This window comes from Pseudomonas helleri (assembly GCF_045830615.1).
Taxonomy (GTDB): Bacteria; Pseudomonadota; Gammaproteobacteria; order Pseudomonadales; family Pseudomonadaceae; genus Aquipseudomonas; species Aquipseudomonas helleri.
Map to the genome: position 1 here is coordinate 5091898 of NZ_CP174501.1, position 24435 is coordinate 5116332.

The 24435-nt window shown below is 56.4% G+C and carries 10 protein-coding genes; 7 read left to right on the top strand and 3 right to left on the bottom strand.

What is annotated here, in order from left to right:
• The 4 genes from aceF to msrA all read left to right on the top strand — a co-directional run bounded on the left by aceF (window position 1) and on the right by msrA (window position 7008).
• Window positions 1-1644 carry a dihydrolipoyllysine-residue acetyltransferase gene (gene aceF / locus ACJJU9_RS22905; protein ID WP_282365066.1) on the top strand — a complete coding sequence of 548 codons (1644 nt, stop codon included), beginning with the start codon at window positions 1-3 and terminating at the stop codon, window positions 1642-1644.
• A gap of 380 nt (window positions 1645-2024) precedes the next feature.
• Window positions 2025-3413, top strand: a complete 1389-nt coding sequence (locus ACJJU9_RS22910) for an alkaline phosphatase D family protein (RefSeq protein ID WP_407729598.1) — start codon at window positions 2025-2027, stop codon at window positions 3411-3413.
• 186 nt (window positions 3414-3599) lie between these two features.
• Window positions 3600-6293 carry an EAL domain-containing protein gene (locus ACJJU9_RS22915; RefSeq protein ID WP_407729599.1) on the top strand — a complete coding sequence of 898 codons (2694 nt, stop codon included), beginning with the start codon at window positions 3600-3602 and terminating at the stop codon, window positions 6291-6293.
• A 67-nt stretch (window positions 6294-6360) separates the two neighbouring features.
• Window positions 6361-7008: a peptide-methionine (S)-S-oxide reductase MsrA gene (msrA, locus tag ACJJU9_RS22920; protein WP_407729600.1), complete on the top strand. Its 648-nt coding sequence runs from the start codon at window positions 6361-6363 to the stop codon at window positions 7006-7008.
• A gap of 93 nt (window positions 7009-7101) precedes the next feature.
• Here the strand turns inward: msrA and ACJJU9_RS22925 are convergent, their stop codons facing one another.
• The 3 genes from ACJJU9_RS22925 to putP form a co-directional block, all read right to left on the bottom strand.
• Window positions 7102-7938 carry a 23S rRNA (adenine(2030)-N(6))-methyltransferase RlmJ gene (locus tag ACJJU9_RS22925; protein WP_048366660.1) on the bottom strand — a complete coding sequence of 279 codons (837 nt, stop codon included), beginning with the start codon at window positions 7936-7938 and terminating at the stop codon, window positions 7102-7104.
• 88 nt (window positions 7939-8026) lie between these two features.
• Window positions 8027-8368, bottom strand: a complete 342-nt coding sequence (locus ACJJU9_RS22930; protein WP_153329391.1) for a hypothetical protein — start codon at window positions 8366-8368, stop codon at window positions 8027-8029.
• Window positions 8369-8606: 238 nt separating this feature from the next.
• Window positions 8607-10094 carry a sodium/proline symporter PutP gene (putP, locus tag ACJJU9_RS22935; protein ID WP_048366662.1) on the bottom strand — a complete coding sequence of 496 codons (1488 nt, stop codon included), beginning with the start codon at window positions 10092-10094 and terminating at the stop codon, window positions 8607-8609.
• Window positions 10095-10571: 477 nt separating this feature from the next.
• Between putP and putA the strand changes: the two genes are divergently transcribed.
• The 3 genes from putA to ACJJU9_RS22950 all read left to right on the top strand — a co-directional run bounded on the left by putA (window position 10572) and on the right by ACJJU9_RS22950 (window position 24416).
• Complete coding sequence (gene putA, locus ACJJU9_RS22940; RefSeq protein ID WP_407729601.1) at window positions 10572-14525, top strand: trifunctional transcriptional regulator/proline dehydrogenase/L-glutamate gamma-semialdehyde dehydrogenase; 3954 nt, start codon at window positions 10572-10574, stop codon at window positions 14523-14525.
• A gap of 295 nt (window positions 14526-14820) precedes the next feature.
• Entirely contained in the window at window positions 14821-19764 is a 4944-nt protein-coding gene (locus ACJJU9_RS22945) for a Tc toxin subunit A (protein ID WP_407729602.1), read from the top strand.
• The gene (locus ACJJU9_RS22950; RefSeq protein ID WP_407729603.1) at window positions 19761-24416 is read left to right on the top strand and encodes a neuraminidase-like domain-containing protein; all 4656 of its coding nucleotides are present in this window, start codon (window positions 19761-19763) and stop codon (window positions 24414-24416) included. The genes ACJJU9_RS22945 and ACJJU9_RS22950 overlap by 4 nt, the downstream gene beginning before the upstream one ends.
• Window positions 24417-24435: the final 19 nt, after the last annotated feature.

Genomic DNA, 24435 nt, shown 5'->3' on the forward strand with positions numbered 1-24435 from the left:
GTGAGCGAACTCATTCGAGTACCTGACATCGGCAGCGGTGACGGTGAAGTCATCGAACTGTTTGTAAAGGTCGGTGACCGTGTCGAAGCTGATCAGAGCATTCTGACGCTGGAATCGGACAAGGCGAGCATGGAAATCCCTGCGCCTAAAGCCGGTATCGTCAAAAGCCTGAAAGTAAAGCTGGGCGACCGCTTGAAAGAAGGCGACGAACTGCTTGAGCTGGAAGCTGAGGGCGGCGCTGCGCCAGCCCCTGAAGCGGCCGCACCGGCCAAGGCTGCGGCGGCTGAAAAGCCAGCGGCTGCTCCTGCTGCCGAGGCCCCTGCGGCCCCGGCTGCAGCACCGGCAAGCGAGTCGGTTCAAGACATCCACGTGCCGGACATCGGCTCGTCGGGCAAAGCCAAAATCATCGAGATTCTGGTCAAGGCTGGCGACACCGTTGAGGCTGATCAATCGCTGATCACCCTTGAATCCGACAAGGCCAGCATGGAAATCCCGTCGCCTGCCGCAGGCGTGGTGGAAAGCATTGCCGTCAAGCTGGACGACGAAGTCGGCACTGGCGACTTCATCCTCAAGCTGAAAGTGGCTGGCGCAGCTGCGCCAGCCGCTCCTGCACAAGCGGCGCCAGCTCCGGCGGCCAAAGCTGAAGCACCGGCGGCTCCTGCGCCGGCTGCCAAGGCTGAAGCGGCCCCTGCTCCGGCACCGGCGGCTGCCCCTGCGCCAAGCGGTGCCAAAGTTCACGCCGGCCCTGCCGTGCGTCAACTGGCCCGTGAGTTCGGCGTTGAGCTGAGCGCGGTGAGCCCAAGTGGCCCTCACGGTCGCGTCTTGAAAGAAGACGTACAGGCTTACGTCAAAACCGCTCTGCAGAAAGCCAAGGAAGCTCCGGCTGCCGGCGCTGCAACTGGCGGCGCAGGCATTCCGCCGATCCCGACAGTCGACTTCAGCCGTTTCGGTGAAGTTGAAGAAGTGGCCATGACCCGCCTGATGCAAATCGGCGCGTCGAGCCTGCACCGCAGCTGGCTGAACATCCCGCACGTGACTCAGTTCGACCAGGCTGACATCACCGAGCTGGAAGCTTTCCGCGTTGCGCAAAAAGCCGTCGCAGAAAAAGCCGGTGTGAAACTGACCGTCCTGCCGCTGCTGCTCAAGGCCTGCGCACACCTGCTCAAGGAACTGCCAGACTTCAACAGCTCGCTGGCGCCAAGCGGCAAAGCGATCATCCGCAAGAAATACGTGCACATCGGCTTCGCCGTAGACACCCCGGACGGCTTGCTGGTGCCGGTGATCAAGAACGTTGATCAGAAGAGCCTGCTGCAACTGGCAGGTGAAGCGGCTGCACTGGCTGCCAAAGCCCGTGACAAGAAGCTCACCGCTGACGACATGCAGGGCGCTTGCTTCACCATTTCCAGCTTGGGTCACATTGGCGGCACCGGCTTCACGCCGATCGTCAACGCACCGGAAGTGGCGATCTTGGGCGTGTCCAAGGCAACCATGCAGCCAGTCTGGGACGGCAAAGCCTTCCAGCCGAAGCTGATGCTGCCACTGTCGCTGTCCTACGATCACCGCGTGATCAACGGCGCTGCAGCTGCACGCTTCACCCAGCGTCTGAGCCAGTTGCTGGGCGACATCCGCACCATCTTGCTGTAAGCCACGTCCCGGCCTTCCTCACCGAAGGCCGGGATAGCGCACTGTTTTCCGAGCGCCACGCTCGTACCTCAACCCCGCCCAATAAGCGGGGCTTTTTTTTGCCTGAAATCCCCCCTCACCCCAACCCTCTCCCGGAGGGAGAAGGAGCTGAATAGAGGTGTTCTTGAACCCGCGTGCGGTCAGTTCCCTCTCCCTCCGGGAGAGGGCTAGGGAGAGGGGCTCTTGATTCTGTAACCAGAAAATTCACTCACCACACAACACCCCGGCACTACGAAGCCCGCTGATGTTGAGAGGCGAAGTTACCTCTGCCCCCCTCTACGGTTAATGAAAGGACTTAACCGCGGCGACAGGGATCGCCACTTATCAAAAAGGATTTCGACATGGACACACCCACCGTTGGCCCCATAGTGGGCTACACCACCTCAGAGCAAGCGCGCATTTTTATCCGGGGCGCTGCCGATGCTGAAAATGCCGTTTTTGCCGCTGTTCGCTACCGCAAAGCAGGCACGCAGCAATGGTCTGCTGGCCTCTATTCGAAGCTCAGCAACATTTACGACATGTCTGACACCCTGGTCCTGCGCGGCCTGAGCGCAGACACCCCCTACGAATACCAGGCGGGCTGGTTCAGAACCACTTACCTGGACCACACTCCGGACACCGTAAAACACATAGCGCTGGAATGGCCCTCAACGATCTACCGGTTTAAATCTGCCTCCCCCAAACGCAACCGCACGCATCGCTACGTTGTAGGCTCATGCCGCTACCTGCGGCTCACGCTGAATACCCCTTCCAAGCCAGAACTGGGCGACAAGATCTTCAAGGCCATCAGCGACCTGAACGCCAGCACCCCGCTTGATGGCATGTTAATGATCGGGGATCAGGTGTACGTCGATGACATGAACATCTTCGCACCCGACCGGAAGTACGCAGACATCTCGCGCAAATACCGGGCAGCCTTCTCACAGCCGCACATCCGCCAGCTCATGGCCAGCACCCCGACCTATATGATCCTCGACGACCATGAGATCGAAGATAACTGGCCTGCAAGTCGCAGCCACCAGGACGACGAGCTCTACAGCAATGCCATTCGCGCCTACGAAACCTTCCAGTGCAGCCACGGCCCCGCCCACGACCTGCTCACAGACGGGTGCATCAACCGCAGCGTAGAGAAATACTGGTACACCTTTGCCGATGGCGACACCGACTGGTTTGTCATGGACTGTCGCACCGAACGCGTGTTAACCGGCACTGACCGCAGAATGATCGGCGTCGAGCAAGAAAACGCCCTGCACAAATGGGTGAAAAACAGCACCGCCAAAGTGAAGTTCATCGTCAGCAGCGTGATGTTCATGCCCGATCAGAAAAGCCATGGCGATGACGGCTGGAAGTCATTTGCCGCACAACGCTTGCGCCTGCTGGAAGTCATCCGCGCCAACGCCGTTAAAAACGTGATGTTTGTCAGCGGCGACATCCACGGTTCTCTGACCTGCTCGCTCACCCACAGCGAAGACCCTGACTTTGTGGTGCACGGCATCGTCTCGTCACCGCTGTGCAACAGCAGGCTGTTACCGTACGCGAAGACCAGTAATCTGCTGCTCAATGCTCCGCTGGCCAGTCATGGGCAAGGCCATTATTCCCCCGCATTGACCAGCGCCATGGTCAGCGAAGATAACTTCGCCTGCCTGACCCTCACCGGGCAGCACTTGCAGGTCGATTTTTATAACCCTAAGGGTCGGGTGCTTGAGTCGGTGACGATTGCATTGAAATAACAGTCATAAAACTGAAACCAGCGATCGCCAGCCTGTTGCATCCTGACGTTGCGGCGCTAACCTTCAAGTGGGTGATGTCAATCATGTTCACTTGTCAGCTCAGTACGCATGATGCAACCTTGCCGCAGACAGCAGGAACAGGGCTTGAGCCCTGATGCCATCCGCAAGTGTGAAGCGAGTACCCCAATGAAAAGCCAATCCGATGCTGCCCTGCGAACGGCAGCCGAGGTCGTGACGCAGTTACCCGTGCCCTCGCGGCTCGGGATGCTGCGTTTCGAGCGGCTTAATGAAGCCAGTTGGGCCTTGCTTTACCTCGACCCAGGCTGCGAGCGCTACGTCGGGTTGCCCGCCACTGAGCTGTGTGCACTGGTCGGCTCGCCCTACGCCAGCCTGATGGAGCCCAAAGCGCGCTATCGCTTGCATGACGCGATTGCGCTGCAACTGCGCGCCAGCCCCCACTATGTGGTGCATTACACCCTGCACACGCCCCTGGGGGCGCTGAATCTGATGGAAGTGGGCGAAGCCTACAAGCAACACAACCGCCAACTGTTGCGCGGTTATGTGCTGGTAGTAGAGGGCTCGGTCAGCAGCACCGCGCTGGCCCCGGTCACAGAGCTGGAAACACAAAACAGCCGGTTGCACATCGCCCTGGAACTCAACCAGCGCGCCCAGCAAGAACAACTGCAGCACCTTGAACGTGTGCGCGCCCAACAGGACTTGATCCTGCGCCTGGCCCGCCACCGCTACAGCCAGCACAACTCGCTGCAAGAAGCCGCCGAACTGATCACCCGCAGCGCTTGCGACATTTACCAGCTGGACGCTGCCAGCCTGTGGACCCTCGACGGCCACCGCATGCTGCCGATTTCGGCGTTTCAGCGCGAAAGCCAGGCGTATGTAGCCCAAGACGCCATCGACATCAGCCTGTTCCCGGACTACCTCGACGCCCTGCACACCAGCCGCTCCATCGACGCGCAAAACGCCAACCGCGACCCGCGCACCCGGGAACTGGCGGCCTGCCTGAACCGCCACGACACCAACGCCATGCTCGATGCCAGCATTCGCATCGACGGCCAGGTGATTGGCGTGCTGTGCCTTGAGCAAACCGGCAAGACGCGGGCCTGGCAAGCCGATGAAATCGCCTTTGCCGGCGAGTTGGCCGACCAGTTCGCGCAAGTCATCAACAACCACAACCGGCGCGCAGCCACTAACGCCCTGCACCTGTTTCAGCGGGCCGTCGAGCAAAGTGCCAATGCCTTTTTGCTGGTCAATTGCGACGGCGTGGTCGAGTACGTCAACCCGAGCTTCACCGCCATCACCCAATACAGTGCCGAAGAAGTCCAGGGCCACAAGCTGTCTGAACTGCTGGCGCTGGAGAACCTCAGCGACCTGCTGTTCGATGCGCACTCAAGCTTGAGCAAGGGCAATAGCTGGCAAGGTGAGTTCAAGAGCCGGCGTAAAAACCTGGAGCCCTACTGGGGTCAGATGTCGATCTCGAAGGTGTATGGCGACAACCGCGAACTGACCCATTACATCGGTATTTACGAAGACATCACCGAGGCCAAGCTGGCGCAACAACGGATCGAACGCCTGGCCTACACCGACAACCTGACCGGCCTTGGCAACCGCCCGGCGTTTATCCGCAACCTCGATGAGCGGTTCACCCATGACAGCGCTACCAAGGTGTGCCTGTTGCTGGTGGACATCGACAACTTCAAGCGGATCAACGACAGCCTCGGCCACCAGACCGGCGACAAGCTCTTGATCAGCCTGGCGCGCCGCCTGCGCAACAGCCTGAACCCCGAAGATAATCTGGCCCGCTTTGCCAGTAACGAATTTGCCGTACTGCTGGACAACGCCACCCTCGAAATCGGCCAGCAAACCGCCAGCCAGTTGCTGATGACCCTCGACAAGCCGATGTTCGTCGATAACCAGCTGATCAGCGTCACCGGCTCTGTCGGCGTGGCCTGCGCGCCCCTGCACGGGCTCGACCCACAGACCTTGATGCGTAACGCCGGGCTGGCGCTGCACAAGGCCAAAGCCAACGGCAAGCATCAGGTGCAGGTGTTCACCGAAACCTTGAACGCCGAGGCCAGCTATAAGCTGTTCGTCGAAAACAACCTGCGCCGCGCCCTGACCCAAAACGAGCTGGATGTGTTCTACCAACCCAAGCTGTGTTTACGCACAGGGCGGCTGTTGGGCATGGAAGCCCTGCTGCGTTGGGACCACCCGGAAAAAGGCATGATCCGCCCCGACCAGTTCATCAGCGTCGCGGAAGAAACCGGGCTGATCATCCCCATTGGCAAGTGGGTCGCGCGCCAGGCCTGCCGTATGAGCAAGCAACTGAGTGCGGCCGGGTTTGGCAACTTGCAGGTGGCGATCAACCTGTCGCCCAAGCAGTTTTCCGACCCGGATCTGGTCGCCTCGATTGCCAGCATCCTCAAGGAAGAACAGCTGCCCCCGGCATTGCTGGAGCTGGAACTGACCGAAGGCCTGCTGCTGGAAGCCACCGACGACACCCGCCTGCAACTGGATCAGCTCAAAGAGCTGGGCCTGACCCTGGCCATGGACGACTTTGGTACCGGGTACTCCTCGCTCAGCTACCTGAAGAAATTCCCGATCGACATCATCAAAATCGACCGCAGCTTTATCAAAGACATCCCCGACAACCAGAACGACATGGAAATCACCTCAGCGGTGATTGCCATGGCCCATAACCTTAAGCTTAAAGTGGTGGCCGAAGGCATCGAGACCGCCGCCCAACTGGCCTTCTTGCGCCGCCATCGCTGCGACGTGGGCCAGGGCTACCTGTTCGACCGGCCGATCCCCGGTGCCGAACTGGAACGTGCACTCAAACGCTACCCGCGCGGACCGCTGACCTGACAGCGACGCAGCACTCGGGCACACTGCTGTTCTAACTTCCTGCAATCTGACTGAGAGGACTTGAAACATGGTCTTGCGCTCGGAAATCCTGGTGAATAAAAACGTGCTACCCACTCAAGAACAAGCCCTGCCGGGCCGCGAAACACCGATGCAACTGCCCGAAACCCACTTCGTCAACGGCAACCCGCTGCTGGGCCCGTTTCTGGACGACGTCGGTTTTGCGATCTTGGGTTTGGGTTGCTTCTGGGGCGCAGAACGCAAGTTCTGGCAAGTACCCGGCGTGGTCAGCACGGTGGTGGGTTACGCCGGAGGCTTTACCCCCAACCCGACCTATGAAGAAGTCTGCTCGGGCCTGACCGGCCACACCGAGGTGGTGCTGGTGGTGTATGACCAGGCAAAAGTGAAATACGAAGACCTGCTGAAAATGTTCTGGGAACTGCACAACCCGACCCAGGGCATGCGCCAGGGCAACGACATCGGCACCCAATACCGCTCGGTGATCTACTGCACCACGCCAGAACAACTGGCAGCGGCCGAGGCCAGCAAAGCGGCCTACCAGGCTGAATTGACCAAGGCTGGCCTGGGCACTATCACCACCGAAATCGACCAGGCGCCAACGGTCTACTTCGCCGAGGCGTACCACCAGCAATACCTGGCGAAAAACCCGCAAGGCTACTGCGGCATCGGCGGCACAGGCGTGACCTGCCCGATCTGACACCACACCCCCTGTAGGAGCGAGCTTGTCTCGCGATCTTTTGATCTTTAAAAGATCGCGAGGCAAGCTCGCTCCTACAAGGTGAGGTGATCGTTATTCAGCGATTATCCATTCCATCTGCCAGCCACCCTGGGTTTGGCCCAGTGTTTTGGCCAGCCATGGCAGCAGTTCGCGCAGTTCTTCTTCCAGACCCCATGGCGGGTTGGCGATTGCCAGGCCCGAGCCGTTCAGGCTGTTGGGGGTGTCCAGCGGGTGCACAAACAACTCGACCTGCAACAACTTCGGAGCGCCGGAGGCGGCCAGATCCTGATAAAAACGGCGCAGTTGGCGCTTGTCCTTGATCGGGTACCAGATCGCTACAACGGTCTGACGCATGCGGCTGATGGCGTCTTTTAACGACTCCACGCAACGCTGCATTTCGTCGAGCTTTTCAAACGGCGGGTCAATCAGCATCACCGCACGCTTTTCGGCCACGGGCAGCAACGCACGCGGTACGTGCCAGCCTTCGCCCAAGTGCACCGCCACACGACGGTCGCCCTTCATGTTGGCCTTGAGCATCACACCGTCTTCAGGGTGTTTTTCGTTGAGCAACACGCGGTCGTGCGCACGAGTGGTGCGACGTGCCAGTTCAGGCGAACCCGGGTAGTAACGCAATTGCCCGTCCGGGTTCATCTTGTGCAGCACCTGCATGTAGTCCGCAGTCATCGCGGGCAGGTCTTTTCTGCCCCACAAGCGTGCGACGCCTTCCAGGTATTCGCCCGTGCGCGTGGCCTGATCGCCTTGAAGGTCATACAAACCCAGCCCGGCGTGGGTATCGAGGTAAGCAAAAGGCTGCTCTTTGCGCGACATCAACGCGATGAGGCGGGTCAAGACGATATGTTTAAGAACGTCGGCGTGGTTACCGGCGTGGAAGGCGTGACGATAGTTCATGGTTGCTCCTGCGCAGGGAGCGAAGTTTACCCTGTGCAGCGAATAACGTCAGGGGTTAAGCCTCGCTCCACGCCAGACGGCGCCTTGCTCAAATCGCTCGCGGCACCAATACCAGGTTATGCACGCTGACCTCACTCGCCACCCAGTCAATCGCGAACTGCTCGCTGGCATCGGCAATCAGTACGTCCTTGTCCAGCACTTGCACGCGGATTTGATGGGCTTCAACGGGCTCCGGCGACTCATCGTCATCGACGTGAAAGGCGAACGTCCAGGGTGCCGGAATGGCGTAATAGCCGTGCGTTTCGAGCAGCAGGCGCTCTACACCACCCGGTTTGCGGGCGTACACCGAAATAATCCAGTGATAGTGGCTTTGAAATGAGAAGGGCAAGTCCCGAGCGGAGATGTGCCCGAGGAAAATCTTTTTACGCATGGTTGTCATCCTTGATTGAGGCACTCATCAGTGAGCGCTTAACCAAGGTTAATACGTCTGGAGCAGGGCATTTACGCTTCAGAAGAACCCGCTTCACAAATGAGAAACCTCCGGGCAGGACACGCTGCTATTCCCACGCGCAATGCCATGCCTTAAGCGAGCCCCAATAAAAACGGCCCGTTCCATGGGAAACGGGCCGTTGTCTGTTACCCACTAGGTGGGCCGCAACTCACTGAACTCAGTGGTGCAGTTTGAAGTCATTCTCAGCCGCTTCGAAGCGCTCGACCATCTTCTTGCTTGGGCCTTGGCCCATGGCGCTGACCACCAAAATGGCGATGCTGGCGAAGATGAAGCCCGGGATGATTTCGTACAGCCCCAGCAAACTGAAGTGTTTCCAGACGATCACCGTGATGGCCCCGACCAAAATACCGGACAGCGCGCCATTGCGGGTCATGCCTTTCCACAGTACCGAGATCAGCACCACCGGGCCAAACGCAGCACCGAAGCCTGCCCACGCATAGCTCACCAGGCCCAGCACGCGGTTGTCCGGGTTAGACGCCAGCATGATGGCAACCACGGCCACCAGCAGCACCATGGCGCGACCGACCCACACCAGCTCGGTCTGGGAGGCATTTTTACGCAGGAAAGATTTGTAGAAGTCTTCTGTCAGGGCGCTGGAGCACACCAGCAACTGGCAGCTCAGGGTACTCATCACCGCCGCCAGAATGGCCGACAGCAAGACACCGGCAATCCACGGGTTGAACAGCAGCTTGGCCAGCTCGATAAACACCCGCTCAGGGTTTTCATTAACCGGGCCCGCCACTTCCGGGTGCGCCGAGAAGTAAGCAATACCGAAGAAGCCGACGGCAACGGTGCCGACCAGGCACAAGATCATCCAGGTCATGGAGATGCGACGTGCGTTGGCGATCGACTTCACCGAGTCTGCGGCCATGAAGCGCGCCAGAATGTGCGGCTGGCCAAAGTAGCCCAGGCCCCAGCCCATCAGCGAGATGATGCCGATAAAGGAAGTGCCTTTGAGCATGTCAAAGTTGGCCGGGTCCTTGGCTTCGATCGCAAGGAACGTGGTATCAACGCCACCGGTTGCCAGCAATACGATGATCGGCGTCAGGATCAGCGCAAAAATCATCAGGGTGGCTTGCACGGTGTCTGTCCAGCTCACCGCCAAAAAGCCGCCGACGAAGGTGTAGGCAATAGTTGCCGCAGCACCGGCCCACAGGGCTGTTTCGTACGACATGCCAAAGGTGCTTTCAAACAGACGGGCACCGGCCACCACGCCCGAGGCGCAGTAAATGGTGAAGAACACCAGAATCACTACCGCCGAGATAATCCGCAGCAGCCCGCTTTTGTCTTCGAAACGGCTGGCAAAGTAGTCCGGCAACGTCAGCGCATCACCGTTGTGCTCGGTCTGCACCCGCAGGCGCCCGGCCACAAACAGCCAGTTCAAATACGCACCGACCACCAGGCCGATGGCAATCCAGCTTTCGGACAGGCCGGACATGTAAATGGCACCCGGCAAGCCCATCAGCAGCCAGCCGCTCATGTCAGAGGCGCCAGCGGACAACGCGGTGACCACGCTGCCCAGGCTGCGACCGCCGAGAATGTAGTCCGACAGGTTATTGGTGGAGCGATAAGCCATAAAGCCAATCAGCACCATTGCCGCGATATAGATCACGAACGTGATCAGGGTTGGGTTACTTACACTCATTGCATTAAGCCCTGGCATTGTTTTTATCGTTGACGGCCGCCTGGCCGCACATTCACAAACGTTTTGTCTGAGACGGTTAACCAGGCTGCGCATTTATGACGGACGCTTCTCCAGGAAAAGCGTCAGCCGTAGAACCTTGTGGGTTCAAAGGGTCACACCTAAGTCGCGAATGCTATGCAACAACGCAAATCAGGTGCAACCAATTTCTGTCTTGTCAGTTGCACCTTGTCGCGCCTTTCGCTTCTTTTTCGACGCAAAAGCGCCCCGTATCAATCGAAAACCCCACATTCCCTGTAGGAGCGAGCTTGCCTCGCGATCTTTTAAAAGATCACCCAATCGCGAGGCAAGCTCGCCCCGACAGGCTAGGAAAAAAATTCTGATGAAACCGGGTTGCACCTAGTTGCACCCAATTCAGCGCAGCGCTAATCTTGCCGCCAGCTGCTGCCGCGCCCATGTGGCACCCATGAGGATAAAAAAATGGCTACCACCACCCTTGGGGTCAAACTCGATGACCCAACCCGCGAGCGCCTGAAGGCTGCCGCGGCCTCGATTGATCGCACGCCACACTGGCTGATCAAACAGGCAATTTTCAATTACCTGGAAAAACTCGAGGGTGGTGCAACCCTGGCGGAGTTGAACGGTGTGCCAGCAGGCACCAGCGATGACGCTGATGACACCAACACCGATCACACCCACCAGTGCTTCCTGGAATTTGCCGAAAGCATCTTGCCGCAGTCAGTCCTGCGTGCAGCCATTACTTCGGCTTACCGCCGCCCGGAACCCGAAGTGGTGCCGATGCTGCTGGAGCAGGCGCGCCTGTCTGCGCCGATGGCCGAAGCCACCCAGACCCTGGCCGCCTCTATTGCCGAAAAACTGCGCAATCAAAAGAGCGCCGGTGGCCGTGCCGGTATCGTGCAAGGCCTGCTGCAAGAGTTCTCGCTGTCGTCCCAGGAAGGCGTGGCCCTGATGTGCCTGGCCGAAGCGCTGCTGCGCATCCCGGACAAAGGCACCCGTGACGCCCTGATCCGCGACAAGATCAGCACCGGCAACTGGCACCCGCACCTGGGCAACAGCCCGTCGCTGTTCGTCAACGCTGCCACTTGGGGCCTGTTGCTGACCGGCAAACTGGTGTCGACGCACAACGAAGCAGGCCTGACCTCCTCCCTGAGCCGCATCATCGGCAAGAGCGGCGAGCCGATGATCCGCAAGGGCGTCGACATGGCCATGCGCCTGATGGGCGAGCAGTTTGTGACCGGCGAAACCATCGCCGAAGCACTGGCCAACGCCACGCGCTTTGAAGCCAAGGGCTTCCGTTATTCCTACGACATGCTCGGTGAAGCCGCACTGACCGAACATGACGCGCAGAAGTACCTCGCCTCGTACGAACAAGCCATCCACTCGATCGGCAAAGCCTCCAACGGTCGTGGCATTTATGAAGGCCCGGGCATTTCGATCAAGTTGTCGGCCCTGCACCCGCGTTACAGCCGCGCCCAATACGAGCGCGTGATGGACGAGCTGTACCCGCGCCTGCTGTCGCTGACCCTGCTGGCCAAGAAATATGATATCGGCCTCAACATCGACGCCGAAGAAGCTGACCGCCTGGAACTGTCCCTCGACCTGCTCGAACGCCTGTGCTTTGAGCCAGAGCTGAGCGGCTGGAACGGCATCGGCTTCGTCATCCAGGCTTACCAGAAGCGCTGCCCGTACGTGATCGACTACGTGATCGATCTGGCCCGCCGCAGCCGTCACCGCCTGATGATCCGCCTGGTGAAAGGCGCCTACTGGGACAGCGAAATCAAGCGCGCCCAAGTCGAAGGCCTGGAAGGTTATCCGGTGTACACCCGCAAGGTGTACACCGACGTGTCCTACGTTGCCTGCGCGAAAAAACTGCTGGCCGTCCCCGAAGCGATCTACCCGCAGTTCGCCACGCACAACGCCCACACTTTGTCGGCCATTTACCACATCGCCGGTCAGAACTACTACCCGGGCCAGTACGAGTTCCAATGCCTGCACGGCATGGGTGAACCGCTGTACGAACAAGTTGTAGGCAAGATTTCCGAAGGCAAGCTGAACCGTCCGTGCCGTGTGTACGCTCCGGTCGGCACCCACGAAACCTTGCTCGCTTACCTGGTGCGTCGCCTGCTGGAAAACGGCGCGAACACCTCGTTTGTTAACCGCATTGCCGACCACTCGATCTCGATTCACCAGTTGGTGGCCGACCCTGTCAGCCAGATCGAGCAAATGGCCACGGCCGAAGGCAGCTTCGGCTTGCCGCACCCGCGCATTCCTTTGCCGCGTGACCTGTATGGCAGCGAACGCGCCAACTCCAGCGGCATCGACATGGCCAACGAACATCGTCTGGCATCGTTGTCCTGTGCCCTGCTGGCCACGGCTCACAACGACTGGAAAGCCGCGCCGATGCTCGGTTGCACCTCCAGCACCCAAGTCCCGGCCGCGGTACTCAACCCGGCCGACCTGCGCGATGTGGTCGGCTATGTGCAAGAAGCCACGGTTGAAGACGCAGACAACGCGATCCAGTGCGCGCTGAACGTCGCGCCGATCTGGCAGGCCACCCCGCCGACCGAACGTGCCGCCATCCTGGAACGCGCCGCCGACCAGATGGAAGCAGAGATCCAGCCGCTGATGGGCCTGCTGGCCCGCGAAGCTGGCAAGACCTACGCCAACGCCATTGCTGAAGTCCGCGAAGCGGTCGACTTCCTGCGCTACTACGCCGTGCAGGCGCGCAATGACCTGACCAACGACGCCCACCGCCCGCTGGGCCCTGTGGTGTGCATCAGCCCGTGGAACTTCCCGCTGGCGATTTTCAGCGGCCAAGTGGCCGCAGCGCTGGCCGCCGGTAACCCGGTACTGGCCAAACCTGCCGAACAAACACCGCTGGTGGCCGCTCAGGCCGTGCGCATCCTGCTGGAAGCGGGTATTCCAGAAGGCGTGCTGCAACTGCTGCCGGGCCGTGGCGAAACCGTGGGCGCACGTCTGGTCGGTGACGATCGGGTCAAAGGCGTGATGTTCACCGGCTCAACCGAAGTCGCTCGCCTGCTGCAACGCAACATCGCCGGCCGTCTGGACGCTCAAGGCCGCCCGATCCCGCTGATCGCTGAAACCGGCGGCCAGAACGCCATGATCGTCGACTCCTCGGCCCTGACCGAACAAGTGGTCATCGACGTGGTGTCCTCGGCGTTCGACAGCGCCGGTCAGCGCTGCTCGGCACTGCGCGTGCTGTGCTTACAGGAAGATTCGGCAGACCGCGTCATCGAAATGCTCAAAGGTGCCATGGCCGAATCGCGCATGGGCAACCCGGAGCGCTTGAGCGTGGACATTGGCCCGGTGATCGATGCCGAAGCCAAGGCCGGGATCGAGAAACACATCCAGGGCATGCGCGACAAAGGCCGCAACGTTTTCCAGATGGCCATTGCCGACATCGAAGAATCCAAGCGCGGCACCTTCGTGATGCCGACCCTGATCGAGCTGGAAAGCTTCGACGAACTGGAGCGCGAAATCTTCGGCCCGGTTCTGCACGTGGTGCGCTACAAGCGTAAAGACATCGACCAGTTGATCGCCCAGATCAACGCATCGGGCTACGGCCTGACCCTGGGCGTGCATACCCGCATCGACGAAACCATTGCCAAAGTGGTCAACAACGTCAACGCCGGTAACGTGTATGTCAACCGCAACATCGTCGGTGCCGTGGTCGGCGTACAGCCGTTCGGTGGCGAAGGTTTGTCGGGTACCGGCCCGAAAGCCGGCGGTCCGCTGTACCTGTTCCGCCTGCTGTCGACTCGCCCAAGCGATGCCATCGAGCAATCGTTCGCCAAAGTCGACGCCATCAGCGCGCCAGACACCCAGGCCCGCGAAGCGCTGAGCAAGCCGCTCAACGCCCTGCAAACCTGGGCACAAAGCAATCAACAAGCGGCGCTGGCCGAACTGTGCAGCGAATTCGCCGCCCACTCGCAAAGCGGCATCACCCGCCTGCTCAACGGCCCGACCGGCGAGCGCAACAGTTACGCCATCCTGCCGCGCGAACACGTGCTGTGCCTGGCCGACACTGAAAGCGACCTGCTGACCCAACTGGCTGGCGTACTGGCCGTGGGCAGCTCGGCGGTACTGCCGGACAGCGATCTGGGCAAAGCCCTGTTTGCCCGTCTGCCAAAAGAGGTGCAAGCGCGCATCAAGCGCGTAGAGGACTGGACCAAGGACGACGTTGTTTTCGACGCGGTCCTGCACCACGGCGACAGCGACCAACTGCGCGAGGTATGCCAGCACGTGGCCAAACGTGCAGGCGCCATTGTCGGGGTGCAAGGGTTGTCTCAAGGCGAAACCAACATCGCCCTGGAACGCCTGGTGATCGAACGCGCACTGAGCGTCAACACCGCTGCTGCGGGTGGTAACGCGAGCTTGATGACCATCGGTTAAACGCCGAGCTACAAAAAACCGGGCACCTGTGAGGGTGCCCGGTTTTTTTGTGCGCCAAAAACGTCTTCGCCTCCAAAGCGTTCTATATACCCGACAAGTGGTCAAAGCCTTCCGATGTGTCTAGGTCGGGGCTTTCAGCTCAATTTATTAGCAGCCCACCCTGCAGACCTGTCATTTCTGACAGCAGACATTTCCTACACGCCAACCTAAATATGTGGATAGAAAAAACCACAGGCCCACGCGTGCATATCTAACGGGAAAGCCTACATCACACTGTTGAGAGGCGAAAATGAGCATGAGTGAGAAAAAAAACTCTCCAATGAGTCAATTAGGCGTTTCAGCATCACGCCAGCAATTATTGAGCGAAACGTTTGACTCCGTTTTCGACATCGCCGCGCAACCTCTGGCCCGCCTGCTAGCGACTGACCCAAAGATGCATATTTCCGAGGCCCGCCCTTTGTTGCAACAGGCCAAGGTGCTTGCAGCTCACAGCGCCCGACAATTTCGCGAGCAGCGCCTGACCACCAGCATCCGCAATGCCTACCCGTCAGAAACCGGGGTAAAAGGCCTGATAGACGGCCCCACTTACACGGGCATGTTCGACCCTGACTGGGCAGCCCATTGCCCCCCGGACGCCATCGAAGCGACCACCTCACCCATCGCCTATCTGGCTGATTTGTACCGCGAGGCGCTGACGATTGAAGGTAATTCTATGGCGCTGGGGAATATCACCCTGGCGCAACGACGCCCCGACCTGGCCGAACTGATACTCGACCACACGGCGCTAAACCAGATCGAGCCGACACTGGTGCTGGTTAACGACATTCTGGAAACTTCAATCCGCACGTATCTGGATGAACATAGCAGGGAAGAAACATTAGTTGACGACGTGCTGTTGCAAGCCCGTTACCCACAGACGCTGCCCTATGAACGCTATCTGCAGCAAATCAACTATGTGCTGGGTAGAAAACAGCGCTCGCTGGGCGATGTCATTCGTTGCATCGACCCTGCTTATCCCTACTTTAAAGAACCCGGCGCCCACTCGTTGCACTCCGATGAAGCCCTGCAACAAGACACCGGCTTTGGGCCGGAGCAACAAAGCTTGCTACTCGAAGCTCCGTACTACCCCGACACTGGCTCCCCCGCCGTACGCAATGCACCGCGCCCAACGTATCGGATCAACCCGCGATCCCGGTTGATCGAAGATGAGAGCACGTTCTCACTAGACTTTTTTAAAACCAACTACGGCCTGGAAGATCCCGAGAAACTGCTGGACAGCAAAACCTTTTGTTTACAAACCGGGCTGAGCAGCGATGAACTCGACTCACTGCTATCGGTAGGCCCCTATGCCCCGACTCAATCACCGAATACCGGCTCACAACGTGAACCTATCGACGGCGCAGTGTTTGGCTCGGTGTACGTGAATGGCGGACAAAGCCGAGCCATCGCCATTGAGGCCCAGCTCGATGATCAGGGCAACACGCTCAGCCACAAACTGATCAATTGCTCTTACGATCAATTCGACCGAATGAACCGCATGATTCGACTGGCCCGCTGGCTGGACTTGCCGTTTGACCAAGTCGACAGACTGCTGACAGCGTCTATTGCCGCAGAACAAAAAAGCCCCCCCTTGCTGATTACCGCCGACACGCTTCGCTCACTCGGTGTGTTCCAGCGTTTGCGGGCGACCCATAAAATCACCGTCGATGACTTTGCCACCTTGCTCAATGGTCTTGCCACTCAGGGCAGAGGCAAGGAATTGTCACAGTTCGACCGTGTATTCAATAGCCAGGCATTGTTTCCACAGCCTTTGATACTCGACAACAGTGAGCTCAGCATCACGCCGAGCACCGATGCCGAGCGCCAAAAAGTCGATCATTTGTGCGCGGCATTGGGCATGACCTACGAAACCTATCGCTTCACTGCCAAGCTCGTTCAGCAAGCTCAGAATGCTGAGCTGCTGCGTTGGTCTACTACGGTGGTTTCAGCCTTTTACCGACTGACTCGGCTGCCACGCTACCTGGGGCTGAGTACCATCGAGGCGCTGGCGCTACTCGAACTTCTGGATAACGGCGGCAGCAAACTGGTCTCCAAACTGGCTGGCCGTACCCACATCATCACGTACCAAACCTCGGCAAACAGCGACACCCTGAGCACAATCCACGCACTGGCTGATTGCACAACCTGGCTCAGTGAATATAAGTGGACAGTCTCCATGCTATGCCGAGCAGTGCTACCCGCTCTGACCAGCCCGGTGGCCACTGATTCTGAATACAACCTATTACACTCGATGAGCCTGCGCCTTCAATCAGCGCTCATTACCGACAGCAGCTTCGCCGAAGCGAATGCACCTACTTCAGTACTGCTTATCAAACAAGGCGAAAACGGCCAGCAACTTTACGAAAACGAAACAATCGACTGGTTCGGACTGCTCTATGAATACATTGACGCAGGGGACAACAGTAATCCCGCCTCAAACAGTAAAGGCCTCGTTATTTATCATGGTGAAGACGAAGAAAGCTTTGAGGTGCAACTGAGCGACACCGTAACATCGATAATCGACACGTTTAATCTGCCTGATGAGCTACATTCCAGATTGGTCAATATGATCATGCGAGCACGAGGGGTGCAGGAAGCATTACTGCTTGAAGGCCTTGCTGATTATCTGACAGTGTCAACCGACCTCACTAAAACCTTACTGATTTGGGCGGGTGGCAACCGCTACGACATGCTCAAAGAAGTGTGCCGGGTTTCAGCCAATATCATTGAAAGGCCGGATGTACCTATTGGCGACGACGTACTAAGCATGCTGAGCACGTTGGCCAAACTTGCGGGCGTGACCAACCACCTGAGTCTAAGCCCAACACTCATCACCCAACTATGCGAACGACCTCTATGGTTCGGCTTGAGCGATACGCGCCTCTCACTTCGTTGCGTCTATATTCTCACCCAGTACACCCAAATCCTGAGTGTGAGCGAACAGAGTGAAGATCAACTGCTGAACTATTTCCGGCTAATCAATAACGCTTGGACTGAAGCAACAGAAAGCGACAAGGTATTAATCCGAGACAGTGCCGCGAACAAGTTAGCCATCTTCCTTCAATGGGGAGTGCGTGAAGTACTGACAGTGGCCTTTCATCTTAACCCTGATGAAGGTGTGGTACGCACACTGCCAGATATGGACCTGATGGTGAGGGTATGCCAATTGTGTCAACAAACCGGTCTGGACGCCAAAGCGCTGCTAGCCCTCGGCAACCTCACGCCTACGAGCCCTCTTGAAGAGTATCGTGGCGCCTCAGAACAAGCACTGAGCTGCCTGACAGATGGCTTGCCCAACAAGCCAGGCGGGGAAGTCGGCCAAAGCCAGAAGGGTGTGATTACTGTCATCAATAGCTATCTGATCGCTAACAACCCCTCTGACCAAGGAGCCACGCTGACCCTTACTCTGCAAGACTTTAAGGATCAACCACGTGAGGACATAACCATCAGGTGGAGCACGGATATTGGCGTTCTAGAACCGGAGTTAAGTCTAACTGATCGACTTGGACAAGCGTCGGTCACACTGAAAAGCGGAGCAGAAATGGGGCTCGCCCATGTCGTAGCCAAGTTTGGGCTTAATGACACAATTCTTGCTCCAGAGGTGACTATCGGCTGTGATGAAGACTCGCTTGATTTTTTTAACCCCTCATTTACGCCGTCCAGCGCACTCTCTAACAATCTGGAAGCTATCGAATTCACTGTCTCGCTCAAAGACCTATTCGGTAACTATGGAGCTGACCGCGCCATTGAATGGGGCACTAACTTAGGTCAGTTTCACCGGCATACCACACGTACCAATGCGTCAGGCAAAAGTAAGGCTAGCTTACGGAGCGATGCTGCGGGATCAAGTACTGTCATCGCTCAATACAACAAAGCATCACCGCTCGTTTTTGATCCCGTCACATTCACCAGCACGCCCTATTTTGAATACGTGCGCTTTGACAACCCCGCTGTCATTGGCGTTGAAGTAGAACTAAGTTGCCGTGTGGTGGAACTCAATGGAGACCCTGTCTCCGAGCCACAGACTATTGCCTGGAGCGCTGACACTGGAACACTACTTGTCACGTCCAGCAAAACAGATATCAATGGCATCGCAAAATCTCGATTCAAATCCAATGCAACCGGGACGGTTATTATTACCGCGAGCGCGGGCGGCGCGATACAGGATAAAAACTCAGCTGCCACAAATATTCATCCACAGGTACAAATAGCACGATCAGAGGCGTCCTCTGATTCTTATGTAACGGGCAGCCCTGCCCCCGTAGAGTTTTTCGTTTGGCTGGAGAGCGACGGCAATGCTGCGTCTCGCACAGCCGTTTCATGGAGCATCAACGATGTATTTAGTTACAGTACTGAGTCGGATAAAAACGGGATGGCATCTTTTAGCTCTAAAAGCTTTCCGCTTGGCTCATCAACAATTAAAGCAACCGTCACTGGAAGTGCAAGCAGTCGCGACTTCACAGTCGTCTGCACGCCTGAGTTCCATGAAATTGTATTCTCTATACCTCCAGGCCCTATTCCAGGGCGACCTGAGCTATTACCGAAAAACGCAACCCACATCATAAACATCAAAGCTGTAGACAAAAATGGTGCACCCGTTGAAGGCGTTCCGTGCACATTAAGCGCCAAAGGCGTAGTGGGCGGCATGTCAGCAAGCTTAGCTGAAAATAGAATAAAAATAAGCCATACCGGCACCACCTTTACTTCTTTAAAATCAGGAACTGATATCACCGTAGACATAGGCGAACCCATGAAAGAGTCGCTTGTAATTAAAGACCTTATTCTTGAAATTGAAACCAATACGAAAAACCCAGTGAAATGGGAAAGCAGAATTTCCATACCCTTCATATTAATCCCTCACAAGGCGCATATAGAGGAGTTAAATTTCAATATCATATACAGAATTGGCTACAAGGATTCGGTTTACCACCTACTTCCGTACTACAGATCAAAAGTGCCCCTCAACATAACTGCAACAATACCAAAACTCAACGAATCCAGCGTTTGCAATTTAATGGTGAGCGCCACAGGGTCTACAAATGAATGGGTGAATGGTTATAGGTACAAGCCAAATGGAGAGTGGACTCCCGAAATGGAAGTCCATGTAAGCGGCGCCGTCGGACCTGATGAATTTATTTGGACAATGGAAGGAACTGTTACAGGCCTGGCAGCAACCAACACACACGGTGAAGAACAATGAACACCTCCATCATCCCCGAGCTCGAAGAACAACGCCGTGATGCATTGGTCGCTTATTACTTGGGCCAGATGGTTACGTCATCACCCTCCGCCGCGCCCATACGCATCACCACGCCGGAAGATCTGTACGAATACTTGCTGATCGATAACCAGGTCAGCGCCCAAGTAGAAACCAGCCGTGTTGCGCAGGCCATTGCCAGCCTCCAGCAATATATCCATGCCATTTATAACCGCATGGAACCGGGCTATCCGTATGATTTCACGCAAGAGCAACTGAACCGCTGGCACGATGGCATGAGTGAGTACAGTACGTGGGCCGGTTATCAGATGATTGAAGACTACCCGGAAAACTATATTGACCCAACGTTACGTCAACATAAAAGCAGCCAGTTCCAAGCCTTTGAAATGGAGCTGGCGCAAAGCCGTATTACTCACGATAGCGTACAGACTGCGCTCAAAAACTACCTAAGCGCTTTCGAAGTGGTCAGCAACTTGAAAGTGGTCTCTGGCTATATAGACGGCACTGATTTTGCTAACGCCGACTACTATTTTATTGGTCGTCAGACTATAGAGCCTTTCTCATATTACTGGCGTAAAGCCGCGATTTTTTTTGGCAAGGCCTACACTCCTGACCCACTGACTGGCGCCCCGGCTGCAGAAGAACCGCCTACAGAACTCGCGCCCACGGCTTGGAGCGAATGGAAAAAAATTGACGCAGCCCTCAGCGCCAACGTCTCGCATGCCAGAGGCGTCGTCATTGATGGGCGTCTGCATCTGATTTGGGTCGAACACGGTGTGCCTGAGTATGATGATGAAGGTAAAAAAACCGGCCTCTTTTTTTACCACATAAAAATGGCGTTTAAACAACTGAATGATAGTTGGTCACCGGCAACAACCCTGCATACTGGCACCACCCAAAAAGAAGATCTTAGCCTGGAAAAGGATGGCCGATTTGTACTCACCGCCACGATGGATATTCGCGATCAATCTGACCCTCATTTGGCAATTAGTTTCCAATGGAGAGATACTGAAAACAAAAACCAAGAAGGGGAATTTTTCTTACAGTCATATGACAAGTACTTTAACCCATTGATGTCCCTCGATGAGTCTAAGATTGACTCTGAACTGAATGTTATCGCACACATGATGTACGGCAACGACCCTGCCCGTTTGCAATATCCTTTTACCGGATTAGACACTGGATCAGATGACGAGCCCTGGACATTAAGCTCTGTCGTCTGGGACGAAGCGTCTGCCTATAACCACATCGTTACCGGTGGGCTTAATCAATCGCTAGAACTCACCGCCACCCTGCACAAAAATGAAAATTCCGCCTTCCTTGAAATACAGGGCCTGTGTGACGAACCAAGGCTCGAATATGACTATTTACATTTTTATATTAAAACACCCTCAACTTACATAAATAAACCCGGCTTCAAAACCTACAACCCCTACACCGTAGACATCATTAACGAAAACGGAACATTATTCGCAACCACCACTTTCTATAGTAATTCCCGAACCACGTCTATTGAAAGCGTTACCCTTTACCACCAATTTGTCGAGGTTGGAAAAACCCAAAAAAGTGATTTTAAAATCATGGGCAGCAGCGCGCCCTACTTATATGTAGCCAAAACAAGAATTGACGTAACACTTCAAACCCTCCGGAAGTATTCTGCCGAAGAGCTTCAGCAGGGCGCTGGTTTCAGGGCAGACGTGTTTCACATAGACCAAGGGATAACGGAAATTTCATTAGCCAACAACTCAAACTCAATTCGAGAAGTTTGGAAACCCATCCGCATTGAGTTCGAACTATGGCATTTCACCAGCAAGGGCTCGGTTTACAAGGACATTTGGAAAGGAAACCTCACTCTAAATGGCGCGGCTAAAACACCCATTTGTCGATATGAACTGACTGAAGCCGATAAAATCTCCATCGACAATTCAATACTCACAATCGCATTTGGCGTCGAGCGAGGCCATGCGCACGACCTCGGCTGGAACCACTTCAAATTAATCTTTGCACCTAAACCTCGTCCGGCCCCTACTTTACTTGAACACCAAGGCGCGCTTTTTCTGGACCTGAACGTAGTGGGCGTTGGCTTTCGGTATGTCCGTTTAAACAGCTTGTTTGCCAAGGAATTCTCGCGCAAAGCACAGTTTTCACTTGAGAGTGTTTTGAACTGGGAAAGCCAACATACTCTAGAGCCTCCCTATCCAGATGCCGCAAACGTTGCGCAACCCTTGGACTTTAACAGTGCCAATGCTCGGTATTTTTGGGAAATTTTCTTCCATGTCCCTCATCTGATTGCCCATCGCCTGCATTCGGAGTTCGATTACATCGGCGCTGAAAACTGGCTGCACAACATTTTCAACCCACAGGTACGGGTTCAAGCGCTCAATCCCCCACCGCAGGAAGAATATCGCTACTGGGCCTGCCGCCCCTTGGCAGAGCCGGGTATAGCCAGTTATGAGCTGGACAATCTGGGCGACCCGGACGCTATTGCCTACAGCGAACCTTTGCATTACCGGAAAAATATTTTCATCTTTTATGTGAACAATTTAATTGCCCGCGGCGACATGCTCTACCGGCAATTGACCCGTGACACCCTCAACGAAGCCAAACTGCATTATGTGAGGGCGCTGTCGTTACTCGGGGCGCTTGCCCATGGACGTAGCATCAGTCAATGGACACCCAAGACGCTAGAAGTGGCTGCACAAGTTGACCCTGAGGTTTTCAACACTTTTGAGAACAGCATATTGGCGACCCGCTCCGTCAACCTGCCACACAAAGTCAACGGTGAGCCGTGGTTACGCTTGCTCAATGCACCTTCATTTCGGTTACCGGTGAACTCGGCGTTGCTGGACATATGGGGCCGAGTTGATCTGCGCCTTAGTAACCTGCGTCACAATTTGACCCTGGATGGCAAACCGCTGCAGCTGTCCCTGTATGAGCCTGCAGCCAACCCTCTGGATTTACTGCGTGCGCAACTGGCAGGTCGCAGCAGCGCGCAACGGCGTTTAGGCTCACTGGCGATCATCCCGCCGTACCGCTTCAGGGCGATGTTGCCACGGGTGCAAAATGCCGTCGAAACACTGATTCGCTTTGGCGACCAAGTGCGCGGTTATATGGAGCAACGTGACCGTGCCCACCAGGAAGAAATGCAACAGTCCCATGTCCTGGACCTGTCGGGCTTCACTCAGGCGCTTCAGGTGGAAGCCATCGCACAATCGGAAAAAACTGTCGAGATGCTGCAAAGCAGCAGCAACAAAATACAAGACCGCGTCAACTACTACACCGCTCTGATACAAGAAGATGTTAGTACCGCCGAGAAAAAACAAATAACGGCCCACAGTGCTGCAAACAGTCTCAATATCGCAGCCACTGCCGTCACGGCAGCCGGGCACCTCACGTCGCTGGCGCCCAATATATTCGGCACATCATCAGGGGGTGGGTCATATGCTGGCCCTGCCTTCGCCGCCGCATCAGCGCTACAAGCGAGCGCCCAAGGTCTGTTGATGAACATGGAGGAACTGACACTGAACGAGCAGTTCCGTCGCCGCCGTGTCGAGTGGGAGTTTCTTTTGGCGCAATCCAAAGCCGAACGGGAGGAAATCGAGTTACAGATCGAGACTCAAAAAATTGCCACTACCGCTGCAAAAATCAGCTTGGCCCAAGCTCAAAAAGCCCAGGCTCAAGCCCAGGAGTACTATACCTTCCTGAAAAACCGTGCCACAGGAGCAGCACTGTACCAGTGGCTGTTGAGCCAGATGTCGACCTTGTACTTTCAGGCCTACGATGTGGTGCTGTCGCTGTGCCTGAGCACCGAGGCGTGCTGGCAGTATGAAATCGGCGACCGCGACACTCACTTCATTCCGTCTACCGCCTGGGCAGACAACTACTACGGGCTGACCGCTGGCGAAACCTTGAAGCTGGGCCTCTTGCGCATGGAGTCTGCCTTCCTCAATCGCCATGAGCGGCGCCTTGAGCTGACTAAAACCATCTCGCTTCGGCAACTGCTTGGAGAACATTCAAATGAGTATCCGCAAGGCAGGTCATGGGAGCAGATCATTACGGCGTTAAAAGGCGATGCTCAAGGTGAACTCACCTTCGCGCTGAAGGCATCGACCTTTGACAAAGATTACCCCGGCCATTACCTGCGCCAGTTGATCAATGTGTCGCTATCGATACCGGCCGTACTCGGCCCTTATCAAAACATTCGCGCCACCCTCACCCAACAGAGCAGTGACACCCTCATGGCACCCGATATGAAGGGTGTGAGGTATCTCTACACGCTTGAATCTGAAGAAGATCAAATAGCTGACAATACAAACATCATGTCCAACCCTCGTGCTTATCAGCAGATTGGCCTCTCCACTGGGGTCGATGATCGCGGGATGTTCATGATGGATTTTGGTGATGAACGTTATTACCCCTTTGAGGGCACTGGTGCGATCTCCACCTGGACGCTGCACTTCCCTCGCTTCCAGACTGAGCACCAGGTAACGATGTTCGATTCACTCACCGACATCATTGTGCATGTCCGGTATCTGGCAGTGGATGGCGGCAAAGCATTCCAACAAGAAGTCGAAAAACTGGTAGATACAGTGGACCCATTGCCTCAAACACTAAACATTAACCGGCTTAACTGACAAAAACCGGGCACCTGTG